The organism is Variovorax raffinosi (assembly GCF_051216615.1).
Lineage (GTDB): Bacteria > Pseudomonadota > Gammaproteobacteria > Burkholderiales > Burkholderiaceae_C > Variovorax.
Genome location: NZ_JBPJZR010000005.1, coordinates 82,522 through 98,139, shown reverse-complemented (window position 1 = coordinate 98,139; position 15,618 = coordinate 82,522). Strand labels below are relative to the sequence as shown.

At 67.6% G+C, this 15,618-nt stretch carries 15 protein-coding genes; 8 read left to right on the top strand and 7 right to left on the bottom strand.

Annotated elements, in window-relative coordinates; genetic code table 11:
* The first annotated feature begins 73 nt into the window (after positions 1 to 73).
* Positions 74 to 901, top strand: a complete 828-nt coding sequence (locus ACSFB7_RS16925) for an SDR family NAD(P)-dependent oxidoreductase (protein ID WP_435472079.1) — start codon at positions 74 to 76, stop codon at positions 899 to 901.
* An 89-nt stretch (positions 902 to 990) separates the two neighbouring features.
* Positions 991 to 2,091 carry a BMP family ABC transporter substrate-binding protein gene (locus tag ACSFB7_RS16920; RefSeq protein WP_435472077.1) on the top strand — a complete coding sequence of 367 codons (1,101 nt, stop codon included), beginning with the start codon at positions 991 to 993 and terminating at the stop codon, positions 2,089 to 2,091.
* On the opposite strand, the gene ACSFB7_RS16915 is transcribed toward ACSFB7_RS16920, so the two are convergent.
* A complete protein-coding gene (locus tag ACSFB7_RS16915) occupies positions 2,088 to 2,969 on the bottom strand; it encodes a LysR family transcriptional regulator (RefSeq protein ID WP_435472075.1) in 882 nt (293 codons plus the stop codon). The genes ACSFB7_RS16920 and ACSFB7_RS16915 overlap by 4 nt on opposite strands.
* A 105-nt stretch (positions 2,970 to 3,074) precedes the next feature.
* Here ACSFB7_RS16915 and ACSFB7_RS16910 point away from each other — a divergent pair, with 105 nt between their 5' ends.
* From ACSFB7_RS16910 to guaD, 3 genes are all read left to right on the top strand, one after another.
* On the top strand, positions 3,075 to 3,680 hold the full coding sequence (locus ACSFB7_RS16910; RefSeq protein WP_435472073.1) for a short chain dehydrogenase: 606 nt from the start codon (positions 3,075 to 3,077) through the stop codon (positions 3,678 to 3,680).
* Complete coding sequence (locus ACSFB7_RS16905) at positions 3,677 to 4,657, top strand: hypothetical protein (RefSeq protein ID WP_435472071.1); 981 nt, start codon at positions 3,677 to 3,679, stop codon at positions 4,655 to 4,657. The genes ACSFB7_RS16910 and ACSFB7_RS16905 overlap by 4 nt, the downstream gene beginning before the upstream one ends.
* Positions 4,658 to 4,733: 76 nt before the next feature.
* Positions 4,734 to 6,020 carry a guanine deaminase gene (gene guaD / locus ACSFB7_RS16900; protein ID WP_435472069.1) on the top strand — a complete coding sequence of 429 codons (1,287 nt, stop codon included), beginning with the start codon at positions 4,734 to 4,736 and terminating at the stop codon, positions 6,018 to 6,020.
* 19 nt (positions 6,021 to 6,039) lie between these two features.
* Here the strand turns inward: guaD and ACSFB7_RS16895 are convergent, their stop codons facing one another.
* A complete protein-coding gene (locus tag ACSFB7_RS16895; RefSeq protein ID WP_435472067.1) occupies positions 6,040 to 7,308 on the bottom strand; it encodes a hypothetical protein in 1,269 nt (422 codons plus the stop codon).
* Between the two features lie 125 nt (positions 7,309 to 7,433).
* Between ACSFB7_RS16895 and dcd the strand changes: the two genes are divergently transcribed.
* The 3 genes from dcd to ACSFB7_RS16880 all read left to right on the top strand — a co-directional run bounded on the left by dcd (position 7,434) and on the right by ACSFB7_RS16880 (position 10,617).
* Complete coding sequence (dcd, locus tag ACSFB7_RS16890) at positions 7,434 to 8,000, top strand: dCTP deaminase (RefSeq protein ID WP_093058509.1); 567 nt, start codon at positions 7,434 to 7,436, stop codon at positions 7,998 to 8,000.
* A 110-nt stretch (positions 8,001 to 8,110) separates the two neighbouring features.
* Positions 8,111 to 9,007 carry a KPN_02809 family neutral zinc metallopeptidase gene (gene ypfJ / locus ACSFB7_RS16885; RefSeq protein ID WP_435472065.1) on the top strand — a complete coding sequence of 299 codons (897 nt, stop codon included), beginning with the start codon at positions 8,111 to 8,113 and terminating at the stop codon, positions 9,005 to 9,007.
* Between the two features lie 131 nt (positions 9,008 to 9,138).
* Complete coding sequence (locus ACSFB7_RS16880; protein WP_435472063.1) at positions 9,139 to 10,617, top strand: DEAD/DEAH box helicase; 1,479 nt, start codon at positions 9,139 to 9,141, stop codon at positions 10,615 to 10,617.
* Between the two features lie 142 nt (positions 10,618 to 10,759).
* Here ACSFB7_RS16880 and ACSFB7_RS16875 read toward each other — a convergent pair whose 3' ends face one another.
* The 5 genes from ACSFB7_RS16875 to ACSFB7_RS16855 all read right to left on the bottom strand — a co-directional run bounded on the left by ACSFB7_RS16875 (position 10,760) and on the right by ACSFB7_RS16855 (position 15,586).
* On the bottom strand, positions 10,760 to 10,981 hold the full coding sequence (locus ACSFB7_RS16875; protein ID WP_435472689.1) for a hypothetical protein: 222 nt from the start codon (positions 10,979 to 10,981) through the stop codon (positions 10,760 to 10,762).
* Positions 10,982 to 11,122: 141 nt separating this feature from the next.
* Positions 11,123 to 12,745: a rhodanese-related sulfurtransferase gene (locus ACSFB7_RS16870; protein ID WP_435472061.1), complete on the bottom strand. Its 1,623-nt coding sequence runs from the start codon at positions 12,743 to 12,745 to the stop codon at positions 11,123 to 11,125.
* The gene (locus ACSFB7_RS16865) at positions 12,742 to 13,377 is read right to left on the bottom strand and encodes a cysteine dioxygenase family protein (RefSeq protein WP_435472059.1); all 636 of its coding nucleotides are present in this window, start codon (positions 13,375 to 13,377) and stop codon (positions 12,742 to 12,744) included. The genes ACSFB7_RS16870 and ACSFB7_RS16865 overlap by 4 nt, the downstream gene beginning before the upstream one ends.
* Positions 13,374 to 14,354, bottom strand: coding sequence for an ABC transporter substrate-binding protein (locus tag ACSFB7_RS16860; protein WP_435472057.1), 981 nt, complete (start codon positions 14,352 to 14,354; stop codon positions 13,374 to 13,376). The genes ACSFB7_RS16865 and ACSFB7_RS16860 overlap by 4 nt, the downstream gene beginning before the upstream one ends.
* Positions 14,351 to 15,586: an acyl-CoA dehydrogenase family protein gene (locus ACSFB7_RS16855; RefSeq protein ID WP_435472055.1), complete on the bottom strand. Its 1,236-nt coding sequence runs from the start codon at positions 15,584 to 15,586 to the stop codon at positions 14,351 to 14,353. The genes ACSFB7_RS16860 and ACSFB7_RS16855 overlap by 4 nt, the downstream gene beginning before the upstream one ends.
* Positions 15,587 to 15,618: the final 32 nt, after the last annotated feature.

Genomic DNA, 15,618 nt, shown 5'->3' with positions numbered 1-15,618 from the left:
TTACGCCATAGCCTCGAAAGAAGAAACTTCCCTCACGCCCACAACAACGTGGCGACAAAAGGAAAGCTTCATCATGACTGCGACACCACAGGGCACCGCCCTCATCACCGGCGCTTCTTCGGGCATCGGCGCCGTGTATGCCGACCGGCTGGCCCGCCGTGGCTTCGACCTCGTGCTGGTTGCGCGCAACCAGGCCCGCCTGCAGGCGCTGGCCGACCGGCTGGCGGCGCAGACGGGACGCAAGGTCGAGACGATCGCCGCCGACCTGACGAACAGGAAGGACATTGCGCGCGTCGAAGCCGCCATCCGCACCAACCGCGACCTGACGCTCCTGGTGAACAACGCTGGCGTGGGCGCCACCGCGCCGCTGCTGGCTTCGGACATCGAGAAGATGGAAGAGATGCTCGCGATCAACGTGAACGCGCTCACGCGGCTGACCTATGCGGCCGCGCCGGGCTTCGTGGCCCGTGGCGGGGGAACCATCGTGAACATCTCGTCCATCGTGGCGGTCTCGCCCGAAACGCTCAATGGCGTGTACGGCGGCAGCAAGGCCTTCGTGCTGGCCTTGAGCCAGTCGCTGCAGCATGAGTTGGGCGACAAGGGCGTGCGCGTGCAGGCGGTGTTGCCGGGCGCCACGGCCACCGAGTTCTGGGACATTGCCGGCCTGCCGGTGCAGCACCTGCCGACGGAGATCGTCATGAGCGCCGAGGACATGGTCGACGCGGCCCTGGCCGGGCTCGACCTGGGCGAGCAGGTCACCATTCCCGCGTTGCCGAGCCAGGCCGAGTGGGACGCCTTCGAGGCGGCGCGCCGTGCCATGTCGGTGCGGCTTTCCAGCTCGGCGCCCGCGTCTCGCTACGGCGTGGCAAGTGCGCGCGCGGAAGCGGCCCTGCAGGCCTGAGAAAGCCCCGCACTAAAATCCGCACCCGCAGCCGGGCGTCCCGGCCGGCTGCGGGTTTTTGCTTTTCCGGGGCCATGTAGAGGACCACCATGTACAAAAACCTCGCGGGCCGCGCCGTTCTGGCGCTGGCAGCCGCTTGCTTTTTATCTCCCGTTTTTTCTCAACCGCAGGCGCCCAAGGAGCCTTTGAAGATCGGCTTTGTCTACGTCACGCCGGTCACTGATGCCGGCTGGGTGCGCCAGCATGAAGAGGGCCGCAAGGCCGTCGATGCGGCGCTGGGCGCCCGGGTGAAGACCACCTTCGTCGAGAACGTGGCCGAAGGTGCCGACGCCGAGCGCGTGATCCGCGATCTGGCGCAGCAGGGCAACCAACTGATCTTCACGCCGAGCTTCGGCTACATGGAGCCGACGCTGAAGGTGGCGAGAGACTTCCCCGACGTGAAGTTCGAGTCGATCACCGGCTACAAGACCACGCCCAATGTCGCGACCGCGAATGCGCGCTACTACGAGGGCCGCTATCTCGCGGGCATCGCCGCGGGCCGCATGACGAAGACGAACGTGGCAGGCTACGTCGCCGGCTTCCCGATTCCGGAAGTGCTGCAGGGCATCAACGCCTTCGCGCTCGGCATGCGCTCGGTGAACCCGAACGCCAAGGTGATCGTGGTGTGGCTCAACGAGTGGTTCGATCCGCCGAAGGAACGCGATGCGGCCATGACGCTGTTCAACCAGAACGCCGATGTGGTGGCCTTCCACACGGGCTCGACCGCCGTGATGTCGGCGGCGCAGGAGCGCGGCAAGATGGCCATTGCGTACCACTCCGACATGCGCAAGATCGCGCCCGACGCGCAGATCGTCGCGGTCACGCACCAGTGGGGCGGCTACTACACGCAGCGCGCGCGGGCGGTGCTCGATGGGAGCTGGAAGAGCGGCAACCTCTGGGGCGGCGTGAAGGAAGGAATGATCCGCGTCGGCGACTTCGGCACCAAGGTGCCCAAGGCCGTGCAGCAGGAGGTGCTGGCGCGCCAGCAGGACATCGCGGCCGGCAAGCTGCAGCCGTTTCGCGCAATGGCGGGCGATGTGCGCGACAACGAAGGCCACGTCGTCATCGCGAAGGGCGCGCAACTGAGTGACGACCAGATACTGAAGATGAACTGGCTGGCCGAAGGCGTGCAAGGGCGCGTGACGCGCTAACCCAACCGCTCGACCACGAAGTCGACGAAGGTGCGCAGCTTGGCGCTGGGCCGCGCCTCGGGCAATCGCATGATGTGCACCTTGCGCGTCGGCAGTTCCCATTCGGGCAGCAACTGAACCACCTGGCCCGAGGCCAGCGCGGGCCCGAGCAGCGCATCGGCCTGCACGATCACGCCCACGCCGGCCATTGCGGCTGCCAGCAGCGCTTGCCCGTTGTTGGTGGTGAGCGGGCCGCGCACCGGCACATGCACCGTCTGGCCGTCGCGCGTGAAGCGCCATGAATGGTTCGGGCCCCAGGTGGCAAAGCCCAGCAGCGGAAAAGCTTCGAGCTCCGATGGATGTTTCGGCTGGCCGTGGCGCTTGACCCAGGCCGGGCTCGCGACCGCGAACATGCGCGCCAGCGCGAGCGGACGCGCGATGAGCCGTTCATCGACCGCCGCACCCGAGCGGATGCTGCAGTCGAAACCCTCTTCGGCGAGGTCGACCACGCGGTCGTTGAGCACCAGGTCCACCTTCACCTGCGGATAGGCGGCGATGTAGTCGCCGATCACCGGCGTGAGCCGGTGCGCGCCATAGGCCACCGGCGCGGTGACGCGCAGCACGCCCTGCGGCATGGCGCGCAGCGACTCGGCCACGCCGTCGGCCGTGTGCACGCTGGCCAGCACGTCGCGGCAGCGCTCCAGGTAGGCCGCGCCAATCTCGGTCAGCGCATGGCGGCGGGTCGTGCGTTCGAGCAGCCGAGCGCCGAGCTGCTCTTCGAGCGCGCGGATGTGCTTGCCGACCATCACCGCCGACAGGTCGAGCGCCTCGGCGGCGGCGGCAAAGCTGCCCGCGTCGACCGTGGCAACGAAGACTTCCATGGCACGGAGCTTGTCCATATTGATAACTATTAGTTCTGAATGACCGAACCGGATGCCAATTTATCAAATGAACGGTTCGCAAAACAATGACCGCTTCTTTGATTCACTTTGGCGAGGTTCTCCATGAAGGTTCTTGTTGTGGGCGCGACGGGCGCTGTAGGCAGCGCGGTGGCACAGGTGCTGGCCGCGCGCGGGCACGAGGTGGTGCGTGCGGGCCGCACGCGCGGCGATCGGCAGGTGGACATCACGAGCGACGTCAGCGTCGAGGCGCTGTGTGCGGCGGTGGGGCGTGTCGATGCCATCGTCTCGACGGCGGGCGGCCTGTTCTTCGGGCCCGTGGCCGAGATGACGCCGGCGAACTTCAATGTCGGCCTGCAGGACAAGCTGCTGGGCCAGGTGCGGCTCGCGCTGCTCGGCCAGCATGTGCTGCGCGATGGTGGCTCGATCACGCTGACCACGGGCGTCGCGGCCGACGACCCGGTTCGCGGGGGGAGCAATGCTGCTGCGGTGAATGCGGGGGTCGAGGGTTTCGTGCGGGGCGCAGCGATCGAGTTGCCGCGCGGCCTGCGCATCAATGCGGTGAGCCCGACGCTGCTGACCGAATCGGCGGCGGCGTATGGCGCGCTCTTTCCGGGCGTTGAGGCCGTGCCGGCCGCGCGCGTGGCGCTGGCCTATGTGCGCAGCATCGAAGGTCCGCTGACCGGGCGCGTGTTTCGCGTGTGGCAATGAGCGGGCGCACACGGTCGGCTGGTGCGCTGCTTGCGCTTGCCACGGCTGCGGCCGTTGCGGCACCGCCTGTCGTGCAGGTGCTGCCCGAAGACTGGTATCCGGAAAGCATGGCCATCGGGCCGGACGGCGCGTTCTATGTCGGCAGTTGGCGGCAGGGCGCGGTCGCACGACTGAAGCCGGGCGTGGCGTCAAAGGCCGAGGTGCTGGTCAAGCCCGGTGCCAATGGCCTGGCGAACGGGCAGGGCGTGCTGGTGGATGCGAAACATCGGTCGCTGTGGGTCTGCTCTGGCAACAGCGGCTTCACCACCGTGGCGCAGACGCCGAGCGCGCTCAAGCGCTACGACCTGACCACCGGCGCGCCGCGCGCGAGCTATGCGATGCCCGACGCTGGCTACTGCAACGACCTCGCGCAGGACGCACGCGGCAATCTCTACGTGACGGACTCCTACCACCCGCGCGTGCTGAAGCTCGCGCCCGGCGCCACGGCGCTGACGGTCTGGAAGGAAGACCCGGCGCTGGCCGGGGAGGGGCCTTACAAGGGCCTGAACGGCATTGCCATCGATGGCGGCCGCAGCGTCTATGTGAGCCTCGTGGCGGCGGCTTCCTATCTGCTGCGCATCGATCTCGGTGCCGATGGCCATGCCGGCGAAGTCACGCGCATCGAGGCACCGCGCACGATGAAGAACGTCGACGCGATCCGCGCCTGGAAGCCCGGGCGCCTCGTGCTGTTCGAGAGCAATGCCTTCGGCGACGGGCCCTATGGCGGGCAGATCACCGCGGCACGCATCGACGGCACGAAGCTGGGCCTGCAGACCGTGGTGGCAGGGCTGAACGATCCGTCGTCCGGCGCGGTGCTGGGGGACACGGTTTATTTCATCGAATCGAAGTACGGGCTGCTGACGAAGCACAAGGACAGCGATCCGCCCATTCCGTCCGGCGTGCCCTTCGACATCCAGTCGCGCGCGTTGCCGCGGTGAGTGCGTTCGGCATATAGCACTCATATGCGCATGGAAATTGCGGCGGCGCGGGGCTGGATTACCCTCCGCAGCCACGATGAAAAAAGCCTACCGCGCCTCCCTCCTGCGATTCGACGCCGCAGGCCTGCCCGTTTTCGATGAAGACGGCCTGCTGGTCATTGCCCCCGATAGCACCGGCCGCCAGCGCGTGCTCGATGCCGGCAGCCATGCCGCCGTGGCACCGCGCCACCCCGATGCCGAAGTGACCCACCTGCCCGGACGCATCCTCGCGCCGGGCTTCGTGGACATGCACATCCACTATCCGCAGACCGACATCATCGGCGCGCCCTCGCCGGGGCTGCTGCCCTGGCTCGAGAACTACACCTTCCCGGCCGAAAGCAAGTTCGTCGACCCGGCACATTCGCGCGAAGTGGCGGACGTGTTCTTCGACGAGTTGCTGCGCAACGGCGTGACCACATCGCTGACCTTCGCGACCTCGCACGTGGCCTCGGTCGATGCCTTCTTCGAGAGCGCGCAGCGCCGCCAGCTGCGCATGATGACCGGCAAGGTGCTGCAGGACCGCAACTCGCCCGACGGCGTGCGCGACCAGACCGAGCAGAGCCTGATCGACACCGAGGCGCTGATCCGCAAGTGGCACAACGTCGATCGCCTGGGCTACGCCATCACGCCGCGCTTTGCGCCCACCAGCACCGACGCGCAGATGCGTGGCGCGGGCGAGCTGGCGGCGAAGTACGGCGACACCTGGATCCAGTCGCACGTGGCCGAGAACCGCGACGAAGTGAAGTGGGCGCGCGAGCTGTACCCCAAGTCGCGTTCCTACCTGGACGTGTACGCGGGCTTCGGCCTGATGCGCGAGCGTGCCGTGTACGCGCACTGCATCTACATCGACGACGAAGACCGCCGCCTGATGCGCGAGACGAAAACCGCATCGGCCGTCAGCCCCACGAGCAACCTGTTCCTGGGCAGCGGCTTCTTCGATTTCGGCGCGGCCGATCGCATCGAGTCGCCCTATGGCCTGGCGAGCGACGTGGGCGGCGGCACCAGCTTCAGCCCCTTCCACACCATGCTGGCGGCCTACTACGTGGGCCGCGAAGGCCAGACCAAGACCGGCCTGAGCATCGCGCCTTCGCGGCTGTGGTGGCACCACACCGGCGGCGCGGCGCGTTCGCTGGGGCTCGACGGCGTGGTGGGCAATCTGCAGCCCGGCTGCGAGGCCGACTTCCTGGTGCTGAACCCTTCGGCCACACCGCTGCTGGCGCGCAAGACATCGCTGGCGAACAACCTCGAGGAAATGCTGTTCGCGATGATCGTGCTGGGCGACGACCGGCTGGTCGAGCGCACGGTGATTTCGCAGGCTGCCTGACGGGCCGCGTTTGCAGGGCCTACGAGGCCCGGCAGGTCTCGATCAACGACGCACGGTCCGCGCCGGGCCGCAAGGCGGCGATGCGTGCCGCTGCGCTTTGGCATGCAGCCTGTGTCTGGCTTCGCGGGCGCGTGTCGTCGCTGCGGGTGAACTCTCCGAGGTAGATGTTCGCCACTTCGCGCGAGGGCTCCTGCGGCCAGGATGCGATGGCTTGAAAGAGCGCCGCCTCGCCTTCCTTCCAGACGCGCCCCTGGCTCGACGGGCGGATCGCGCTCACGAGGTTGTGGGCGTAGGCGCCACCTTTGGAACACCACGCGAAACGGCCGTTCACCTGCCGGGAGATGGCCTCGACGATGTCCATGCGGCGCTGGTAGAGCGCGTATTCGAAAAGGCGCTGCAGTGCTCCTTCTCCAGCCCGCAGCAGTGGTGCGCGATGGCTGGCCAGCACCCTCAGCATGTCGGTGGGAACGGGGCCTTGTGGTTCGGCGATGGCTCCCGATTCGCGAAGTGCGATGGTTGTGGATCTGTCTTCCGCCTTCATGAGCCATGGGGCGTCGTTGTCGCGCCCTGCGAGGTCGGCAAAACAAGTACCGGAGGCAGAGTCGATGGAGACGCCGCGCCATGACTTGGACTTCTGCGCCTCTTGCTGCGCGAGGTCCAGATAGCGGTCGAGGACCCGCCACGCATTGGCCTTGAACGCGTCGTCCAGCAGCCGCGAGGTGTCGAGCGCGCCCATGCCGCAGGTGTCGTCGTCCACGCGCATTTGGAAATCGGGCGGCACCGTCTTGGCGAACGCCACGCAAGCCTTGCCCGCGGCTTCGAGGGCGGCGGGGTCGTCCGTGTCGATGGCTTTCCTGATGTCGGCGAGGCGGCTCTCGTAGGAAGCCTTCCAGGGCGTGAACACGGCGGCTTCTTGTGCGTCGGCACGGGCCGCATCGCGTTGACGGGACCACTCCGACACCACGCCGATGCCCATGAACAGGCCCACCGCACCGAAATACACGATGGAAATCGTCTGGGTCCGCCAGGCCATCGCCGCCGCCAGCAGCAGGGCAAGGCCGAAGCCGCTCGCGACGAAGCCAGCACCGGTCCAGAACGAGGAGCCGGACGAGCCGCCACCGTGGCCGCCGCAACATCCTCCCGCGAGCGCGCCGCCGATCGCGCCGGCCAGCGCGACGCCCATCGTGACCAGCCCGATCAGGAACAGCGCCAGGCCGAGCAGCGCCTGCGTCTTGCGCGACATGCGGCCGGCTGGCGAACCGGGGAGCGCCTGGCTTTCTGGATTCATGGTCTGTGGCCAGCGCTGCCGCGGGCCCGTCTTGTTGTTGTCCGCGGCAGGATAGCCTCAAGCCGCGCGCGGCGACCGGCATGCCACAATTCGCGCCATTCCCCCCGCAGCAGCAGTGACCGCATATGAGCATCAAGAGCGACAAATGGATCCGGCGCATGGCCGAGCAGAACGGCATGATCGAGCCCTTCGAGCCCGGCCAGGTGCGCGAGAGCGACGGCCACAAGATCATCAGCTATGGCACCTCGAGCTACGGCTACGACATCCGGTGCGCGCCTGAATTCAAGGTCTTCACCAACATCCACAGCACCGTGGTCGACCCGAAGAATTTCGACGAGAAGAGCTTCGTCGACATGCACGGCGACTACTGCATCATTCCGCCGAACAGCTTCGCGCTGGCGCGCACCGTCGAGTACTTCCGCATCCCGCGCAACGTGCTCACCATCTGCCTTGGCAAGAGCACCTACGCGCGCTGCGGGATCATCGTCAACGTGACCCCCTTCGAGCCCGAATGGGAAGGCTACGTGACGCTCGAATTCAGCAACACCACGCCCCTGCCCGCCAAGATCTACGCGGGCGAAGGCTGCGCGCAGGTGCTGTTCTTCGAGAGCGACGAAGTCTGCGAAACCAGCTACAAGGACCGTGGCGGCAAGTACCAGGGCCAGCGCGGCGTGACATTGCCCAAAACCTGACGGTCCCGCGGGCCGCGCGCTGACGGCCGGTTACCCTGCCGGGCGCCGGCCCAAGTACCATCCTGCGTCACTGGCAACTACTCCTGCAAAAAGCCGGTAAGGAGATCGCGATGAGATGGGAAGGCAACGAACAATCGGACAACGTCGAAGACCGCCGTGACGAGGGTGGCGGCGGTGGTGGTGGCGGAGGCGGCTTTATCGGCGGCCGCGGCATCGGCATCGGCACCATCGCGGTCGCGTTGATCGCGGGCTGGGTCTTCGGCATCAACCCGCTCACCGTGCTGAGCCTGCTCAGCGGTGGCGGCGGGCCCGCCCAGGTGCAGCAGCAACCCCAGCAAGGGCCGGCGCCCAAGCCTCCCTCCGGCGACCGCGAAGCGGCCTTCGTCTCCACCGTGCTCAAGAACACCGAAGTGGTCTGGACGGACATCTTCAGGCAGAACGGCGGCACCTACCGCGCGCCCAAGCTGGTGCTGTTCCGCGGTGTCACGCCCACGGCCTGCGGCACGGGGCAATCGGCCATGGGCCCGTTCTACTGCCCGGGCGACCAGAAGGTCTACATCGACCTCGGTTTCTACGACACGCTCAAGAACCAGCTCGGCGCGCCGGGCGAGTTCGCGCAGGCCTATGTGATTGCGCACGAGGTCGGCCATCACGTGCAGGACGAACTCGGCATCACCGCCAAGGTCGACGGCATGCGCAACCGCCTGAGCCAGACGCAGAACAACGCGATGAGCGTGCGTGTCGAGCTGCAGGCCGACTGCTTTGCGGGCGTGTGGGCCCACCATTCGCAGGAGTCGAAGAAGTGGCTCGACCCGGGCGACATCGAGGCCGCCATGAACGCCGCGCAGAAGATCGGCGACGACGCACTGCAGCGTTCCGCAGGCCGTGCGGTGGTCCCCGACAGCTTCACCCACGGCTCCAGTGCACAGCGCCAGAAGTGGTTCGGCGCGGGCTACCAAAGCGGCGACATGAAGTCCTGCGACACCTTCAACGCACGCAGCCTCTGAGCTTCGAGGGCTTGAGAGGCCCGTTTTCATTGGGCAGATTGCTATTGAATAAATAGCAATTCCGCCGTCACGGGCGTTGTCACGCCGCCGTCACTGCTGTTTTTTGCGGCAGTGCGACAATAGCGGGCTCAATGACAAGTTCCTTCTCCAATCTTTCGCTGGCAGAACCGCTGGCGCGCGCCGTGGCCGAAATGGGCTACGAGACCATGACACCGATCCAGGAGCAGGCCATTCCGGTCGTGCTTTCGGGCCAGGATGTGATGGGCGCCGCCCAGACAGGCACCGGCAAGACGGCGGCGTTTTCGCTCCCGTTGCTGCAGCGCATGCTCAAGCACGAAAACGCCTCCACCTCGCCCGCGCGGCATCCGGTGCGTGCGCTCGTGCTGTTGCCCACGCGCGAGTTGGCCGACCAGGTCGCGCAACAGGTCAAGCTGTACGCCAAGTACACCAACCTGCGCAGCACGGTCGTGTTCGGCGGCATCGACATGAAGCCGCAGACGCTGGAATTGAAGAAGGGCGTCGAAGTCCTCGTGGCCACGCCGGGCCGGCTGCTCGATCACATCGAAGCCAAGAACGCGGTGCTCAACCAGGTCGAATACGTGGTGCTCGACGAAGCCGACCGCATGCTCGACATCGGCTTCCTGCCCGACCTGCAGCGCATCCTGAGCTACCTGCCCAAGCAGCGCACCACGCTGCTGTTCTCGGCCACGTTCTCGCCTGAAATCAAGCGGCTCGCCAGCAGCTACCTGCAGAACCCCGTCACCATCGAAGTGGCGCGGCCGAACGAAACGGCCTCGACCGTCGAGCAGCATTTCTACAGCGTGAGCGACGACGACAAGCGCCGTGCGCTCAAGCAGATCGTCAAGCAGCGCGGCATCACGCAAGCCTTCGTGTTCGTCAACAGCAAGCTCGGCTGCGCGCGCCTTGCACGTTCGCTCGAACGTGACGGTCTTCGCACCACCGCACTGCACGGCGACAAGAGCCAGGACGAACGCCTGAAGGCGCTCGCCTCGTTCAAGGCCGGCGAAGTCGACCTGCTGGTGTGCACCGACGTCGCGGCCCGCGGCCTTGACATCAAGGACGTGCCGGCGGTCTTCAACTTCGACATTCCGTTCAACGCCGAAGACTACGTGCACCGCATCGGCCGCACCGGCCGTGCAGGCGCTTCCGGTCTGGCCGTGAGCTTTGCCAGCGGCGGCAACGATGCGCGCCTTGTGGCCGACATCGAGAAGCTGATCAAGAAGAAGATCGAACTCGAACCCGTCGAGTTCGAGGAAGACCGTCCGCGTGGCCGCATCAACGACGGACGCCGTCATTGGCGCGAAGAAGGCGAAGCCGGCGACTCGCGCGACGTGCTCGACCAACCGCGTGAACGCAGCAGCAGCCTGAGCGGCAGCGACGCGCGCCGTGGCAGCAGTGGTGGCGGACGCCCGCACCGCCCGTCGGCACCGCGCGACCCGTTCTTCGACAAGCCTTATGAAGCGGGCGAGCCCGACGCCACGCCAGCTTGGGAAGCCGCCGCCAAGGCAGCGCCCGCACGTGGCATTTCGAGCAACATCAAGAGCAAGCGCAAGGTCGCGGCGCTCTTCAAGAGCGCAGAGCCGAGCTAACTGACTCGACCGGATGAGATGTCGCGCGAAGCCGCGGCATCCCTTCCAGAAACACCGAGGAACCGGCTTTACCGGGCCTCAGGTGTTGCCCCCCGTAAATGGCATAGCGACACGAAGCGCGCGTAGCCTGGGGCGAATTCGATCACCTCCAACCACGGTGCCAGCCGTATTGCGGGTGATGCCAGCCCCAGCCATAGCGCGGGTGATAGGCCCACACGAAGCCGATGCCGGGCGACACATAGGTCGGCGAGACGTATGCCACACCAGGAGGCGCCGCATATACGGGTTGTGCGGGTGCGACCACGCAGCCGGTGAGTGCAGCCGCCAGCGCGGCGGCAGAAACGGCGAGAACAGGAAATCTCATCATGGCAATGCTCCTGGGACAGGTTGTTATCGATGTCCTCAAGCAACGCCCCGTTCCATCGGTGGATGACGCCCTTTACCCGCGCGAAACAGTGTCACCTGCCGGTTGCAGGCAGTCTTTCAAACTGCTTTCGCGCCGACGTCAAATCACGTTGAAGTGATGCGTTCCGTCGCGTCCCAACTGCGCGACAAGGCCGTACTCCCAATCCAGATAAGCCTGCATCGCCTCGGCCGGTGCATCGGTGCCTTCGTAGGGGCGGCGGTAGCGATCGGTGCGCGGTGTGGCCAGCCGTGTTTCGCCTGATTCGATTTCAAGGCCCGCGGCAAACCACGCCGCGTTGCCGCCCGCCAGCACCAGCACTTCGACGTCGCGCTTGCCGCGCGCATCGAGCAGCGTGCGCAGGTCCGCTGCGGCGTAGCGCGCGAGCAGGCTGCTGCCGCAGGTCAGCACATAGCGCTGTGCCGATGGAATGACGGCATCCAGCGCCTGGGTGAGTTGCGCGCGGATCACGTACCAGGCGCCGGGGATGTGGCGCTTCACGTAGTTGGCGCTGGTGGTCACGTCGATCACGGCCGTGCCCGGTTGCTTGAGCAAGGTCGCGAGTTCAGCCGGTGCGATCTCTCCCACGACGGCGGCAACAGGCGGATAGGTGGATGCCGGCACGCCCGTCTCGGTCAACGCCGAAGCCGCAGGAACCGCATCCGGCACATAGACCTCCCACCCCATCTGCGCGAGCCACGAAGCGCTCATCGACGCCCGCACGCCATCGTCGTCGGCCAGCACGATGCGCGCGCCGCGCACCGGCACCTGATGGTCGGTTTCCTGCACAAGCTGCCCACCGGGCGCGCTCGCAAAGCCCGGCAGATGGCCGCCTGCGTATTCCTCGGGCGTGCGCACGTCGAAGCGATGCACCGTGCGGCCGGGCGCTTCGAGCGTCTGCAACGCATCGAGTGCAATGCGCCGTACACCCGCACGATCGGCCACGCGCCGTGCATCGGCCTGCGCCTGTGCGCGGTGCGCATCGGACACCACCGCCGGCGCCTGCCGGTCGGCCCCGTGGTCGAGCACCTGCCCCGCCAGCTTCCAGCCGATGGTGCCGTTGCGCAGCGCAGCCACCGGGTTCGGAATGCCCGCGTTCACCAACGACTGCGTGCCGATGATGCTGCGCGTGCGACCCGCGCAATTGACGATCACCTGCGTGGCCGGGTCGGGCGCCAGTTCGCGCACGCGCAGCACCAGTTCCGCGCCGGGCACGCTGGTGGCCGAGGGAATGCTCATCGTCTGGTATTCGTCGAAGCGGCGCGCATCGAGCACCACCACATTGGCCTTGCCGTCGACCAGCGCCTTCACTTCGGGCGCGGAGAGCGAGGGCGTGTGCCGCTCGTGCTCGACCAGTTCGCCGAAGGACTTGCTCGGCACGTTCACGTCGCGGAACAGCTCGCCGCCCGCAGCGCGCCAGCCTTCGAGGCCGCCTTCGAGCAGGTGCACGTTGGTGTAGCCGAGTGATGCCAGCGTGTTCGCCGCCAGCGGCGCAAGGTCGATGCCGTCATGCGCGCCATACAGAACGATCAGCGTGTCCCGCCGCGGAATGCGTCGCCAGGCCTCAATCTCGATGCGCGACAGCGCCAGGTTCGCGGCCCACAGCGGATGTTCCTGCGCGAACGGATCTTCTTCGCGCACGTCGAGCAGGGCGATTTCTTCGCGGGCAACGAGGCGCTCGCGCACGGCGGCGAAAGAGAGAAGGGGAAAGGTGGCAGTCGTCATGCAGGCGTTGTTGTCGATCTGAGTTCGGCGGAGCGGTCCCACAGGTTGGGGAGCAGCGTGTTGGAGTATCCGGAGACAAAGGGCTTGCGGCCGCCCTCGGCCGGGTAAGTATGCCGTCGCACGGCCCCGATGTTGGCGCCGTAGACGTGAATGCTGATCGACACGCGATCGGCGTGCGCGTTGTGCACGCGGTGCAGGTCACCGACGGTGGGCGACACGGCTTCGACGTCGCCCGTGTCCAGCCGCACCGCTTCGCCATGCGGCTGTGCCAGGCCATCGGCGCCGAAGGCAAAGCCCTGGCTGTATTCCGCGCCGCGCAGCATGCCGATCAGCCCCCACACCGTGTGGTCGTGCACCGGCGTGGCCTGCCCCGGCCCCCAGACGAAGCTGACGACCGAAAAACGCTCGGTGCTGTCCGCATGCAGCAAAAACTGCTGGTAGCGCGCCGGGTCGGGCTGGGCAAAGGCATCGGGCAGCCAGTCGTCGCGCGCCACCAGCGTGCGCAGCAGCGCGCTTCCCTCGGCGAGGATGCGCGGCTCGTCGGGCGCGCTGTCGAGCAGCCGGCCGAAGGCGCCGACGAATTCGCGCAGCGGCGCGATCGAAGACGGCGCGATCAAAGACGGCGCGGTCACGCCGCGCGTTTCCAGAGCTGCGTGTCGGTGATCGCGCGCACGTCCACCCGCACCGGCAGGATGCCGTCGCGTGCCGAGCGGTCGGCCACGGCCTGCAGCGCGACGATGTCGGCCTCGCTCACCGGCCGGCCCGCGACCGAGGCGCGCGCGGTGATGATGCGCGACGACTCGATCGGCAGCCGCGTGAGCTGGCTGTAGGCCTGCGCATAGGCTTCGGGGTTGGCCAGCGCCCAATCGCCCGCGCGGCCCAGCCGGTCGAGAAACTGCACGATGGCCGCGCGCTTGGCCGGGTCGGCCAGCGAATGCTCGCTGGCCGTGATGAAGCCCAGCGCGGTGTTGATGCCGCGCCCGTCGCGCAGGATGCGACCGCCTTGCTGCAGCGCGATCGTGTAGTACGGATCGAAGATGGCCCAGGCGTCGATCTGCTTCGATGCAAAGGCCGCCGCCGCGTCGGTCGGCAGCACGAACTTCACCGTCACTTCGTCGCGGCGCACGCCGGCTTCTTCGAGGGCGCCGTAGAGCTGGTACTGCGAGATGCTGCCGCGCGCCGACGAGACGATCACCGTCTTGCCGCGCAGCTCGGCCACGCTGCGCAGCGGCGAGTCGGACTGCACCACGATGCCCAGCGAATCGGCCTTGCCGACGCGCGTGGCCACGATCTTCAGCGGCGTCTTGCCGACGGCCGCGGCCAGCACCGGCAGGTCGCCGGCCATTGCGGTGTCGACGGCCGCGCTGCGCTGTGCCTCGAACAGCGGTGCCGCGCCCTGGAAGTTGGCCCAGCGGTAGGCGAAGGGTGCGCCTTCGAGCGTCTTCGAGGCCTCGAACAGCGAGCGCAGGCCGCCGGCCTGGTCGCCGAGGATCAGCGTGGTCTGAGGCTGCGCGAAGGCGCGCAACGAACCGGTGGCGGCCAGCGACAGCGCGGCGCCTTGCTTCAGCCAGTTGCGGCGAGAGGCATTGGAAAACAGCAGATCGGTCATGCGGCAGCTCCTGCTTCCAGCAGTGCACGCTTGCCCGCCGCGATCAGGATCGCATCGTTCTGCGGCGTGTGGATGCGGCTGCACAGCACGTCGCGGTAGTGGCGCTCCAGCGGGTTCTGCCGCGTCAGGCCGTGGTTGCCGCTCAGTTGCAGCGCGAGTTCGACCACGCGGATGGCGTTGCCCGTCACGGTGTACTTCAGCAGGCCGCTGTCGGCGGCCGGCTGCGCGTGGCCGTGATCGACGGCGCTGGCCGCATCGTCGAGCAGCACGCGGTTGGTGCGCAGCAGTGCCTCGATTTCGCCCACGTGCTCTTGCACCCGCGGCAGGCTCGCGAGCGGCGCGCCCAGGCTGCCGGGCGCGCGGCTGTTCAGGAAACCCACCAGCCAGTCGCGTGCGGCATGGGCCACCGCGTCGTAGAGGCTGCCGAGCAGCACCACCATCCAGGCCTGCTGCGTGGCATGTGCATCGATGTCGGTCTGGCTGCCGGCGTCGGGTGCCCAGTCGGCCGGCGCGCGCAGGTCGACGGCATGGTCGAGGTCGATGGCGACGTTCTCGAACACCACTTCATGGCTGCCCGAGGCGCGCAGGCCCAGGTGGTCCCAGCTCGCGATCACGCGCACGCCGGGCGCATGGCGCGGCACCAGGAACACGCCGATGCGTGGCGAGGCCTCGTCGGTGCGGGCCCACACGGCGAGCCAGGTCAGGCCTTCGATGCCGGTGGTGTAGAGCTTGTGGCCGTCGATCTTCCAGCCGTTGCCGTCGCGCCGGGCGACCGTGCCGGGCAGGCCGCCTCGGGCGGGTGATCCGAGCGCGGGCTCCACGCGCAGCGAATTGATGAGCGCGCCGCGCTCCACCGCGTCGTGCGTGACCCGCTCGCGCAGGTTCGACGGCCAGCGGCTGTCGTTGCGCGTCAGTCCGTGGTGCTGCAGGTAGGTCATGGTGAGGATCAACGCCGTGGCCGGCTCGCCGCGCGCCACGGCGGCAATCACCTGCCGGGCTGTGGCGAGCGTGGCACCGCCGCCGCCATGCGCGGCTGGCGCCACCAGGCCGATCAGCCCGTGCGCCTGCAGTGTCGCGAAGTTGTCGTGGGGAAAGGCACCGCTGCGGTCGTGGTCGGCCGCGGTGGCGGCGAACTGGGCCGACAGCTGCGCCAGCACTGAATCGTCGACGGTGGCAGGCGGTTGTTGTTCTTCGGGCGTGGCCGGCGCGCGGCGCAAGGGGAGTGCACTCATGGTTCTCGCACGGTAACGGTCTGCCAGAGCCC

Coding starts and splice junctions, on each gene's coding strand:
- ACSFB7_RS16870 (WP_435472061.1), bottom strand. CDS start 12,745: ATGACGACTGCCACCTTTCCCCTTCTCTCTTTCGCCGCCGTGCGCGAG.
- guaD (WP_435472069.1), top strand. CDS start 4,734: ATGAAAAAAGCCTACCGCGCCTCCCTCCTGCGATTCGACGCCGCAGGC.
- dcd (WP_093058509.1), top strand. CDS start 7,434: ATGAGCATCAAGAGCGACAAATGGATCCGGCGCATGGCCGAGCAGAAC.
- ACSFB7_RS16925 (WP_435472079.1), top strand. CDS start 74: ATGACTGCGACACCACAGGGCACCGCCCTCATCACCGGCGCTTCTTCG.
- ACSFB7_RS16915 (WP_435472075.1), bottom strand. CDS start 2,969: ATGGACAAGCTCCGTGCCATGGAAGTCTTCGTTGCCACGGTCGACGCG.
- ACSFB7_RS16895 (WP_435472067.1), bottom strand. CDS start 7,308: ATGAATCCAGAAAGCCAGGCGCTCCCCGGTTCGCCAGCCGGCCGCATG.
- ACSFB7_RS16860 (WP_435472057.1), bottom strand. CDS start 14,354: ATGACCGATCTGCTGTTTTCCAATGCCTCTCGCCGCAACTGGCTGAAG.
- ACSFB7_RS16920 (WP_435472077.1), top strand. CDS start 991: ATGTACAAAAACCTCGCGGGCCGCGCCGTTCTGGCGCTGGCAGCCGCT.
- ACSFB7_RS16855 (WP_435472055.1), bottom strand. CDS start 15,586: ATGAGTGCACTCCCCTTGCGCCGCGCGCCGGCCACGCCCGAAGAACAA.
- ypfJ (WP_435472065.1), top strand. CDS start 8,111: ATGAGATGGGAAGGCAACGAACAATCGGACAACGTCGAAGACCGCCGT.
- ACSFB7_RS16910 (WP_435472073.1), top strand. CDS start 3,075: ATGAAGGTTCTTGTTGTGGGCGCGACGGGCGCTGTAGGCAGCGCGGTG.
- ACSFB7_RS16905 (WP_435472071.1), top strand. CDS start 3,677: ATGAGCGGGCGCACACGGTCGGCTGGTGCGCTGCTTGCGCTTGCCACG.
- ACSFB7_RS16875 (WP_435472689.1), bottom strand. CDS start 10,981: ATGAGATTTCCTGTTCTCGCCGTTTCTGCCGCCGCGCTGGCGGCTGCA.
- ACSFB7_RS16880 (WP_435472063.1), top strand. CDS start 9,139: ATGACAAGTTCCTTCTCCAATCTTTCGCTGGCAGAACCGCTGGCGCGC.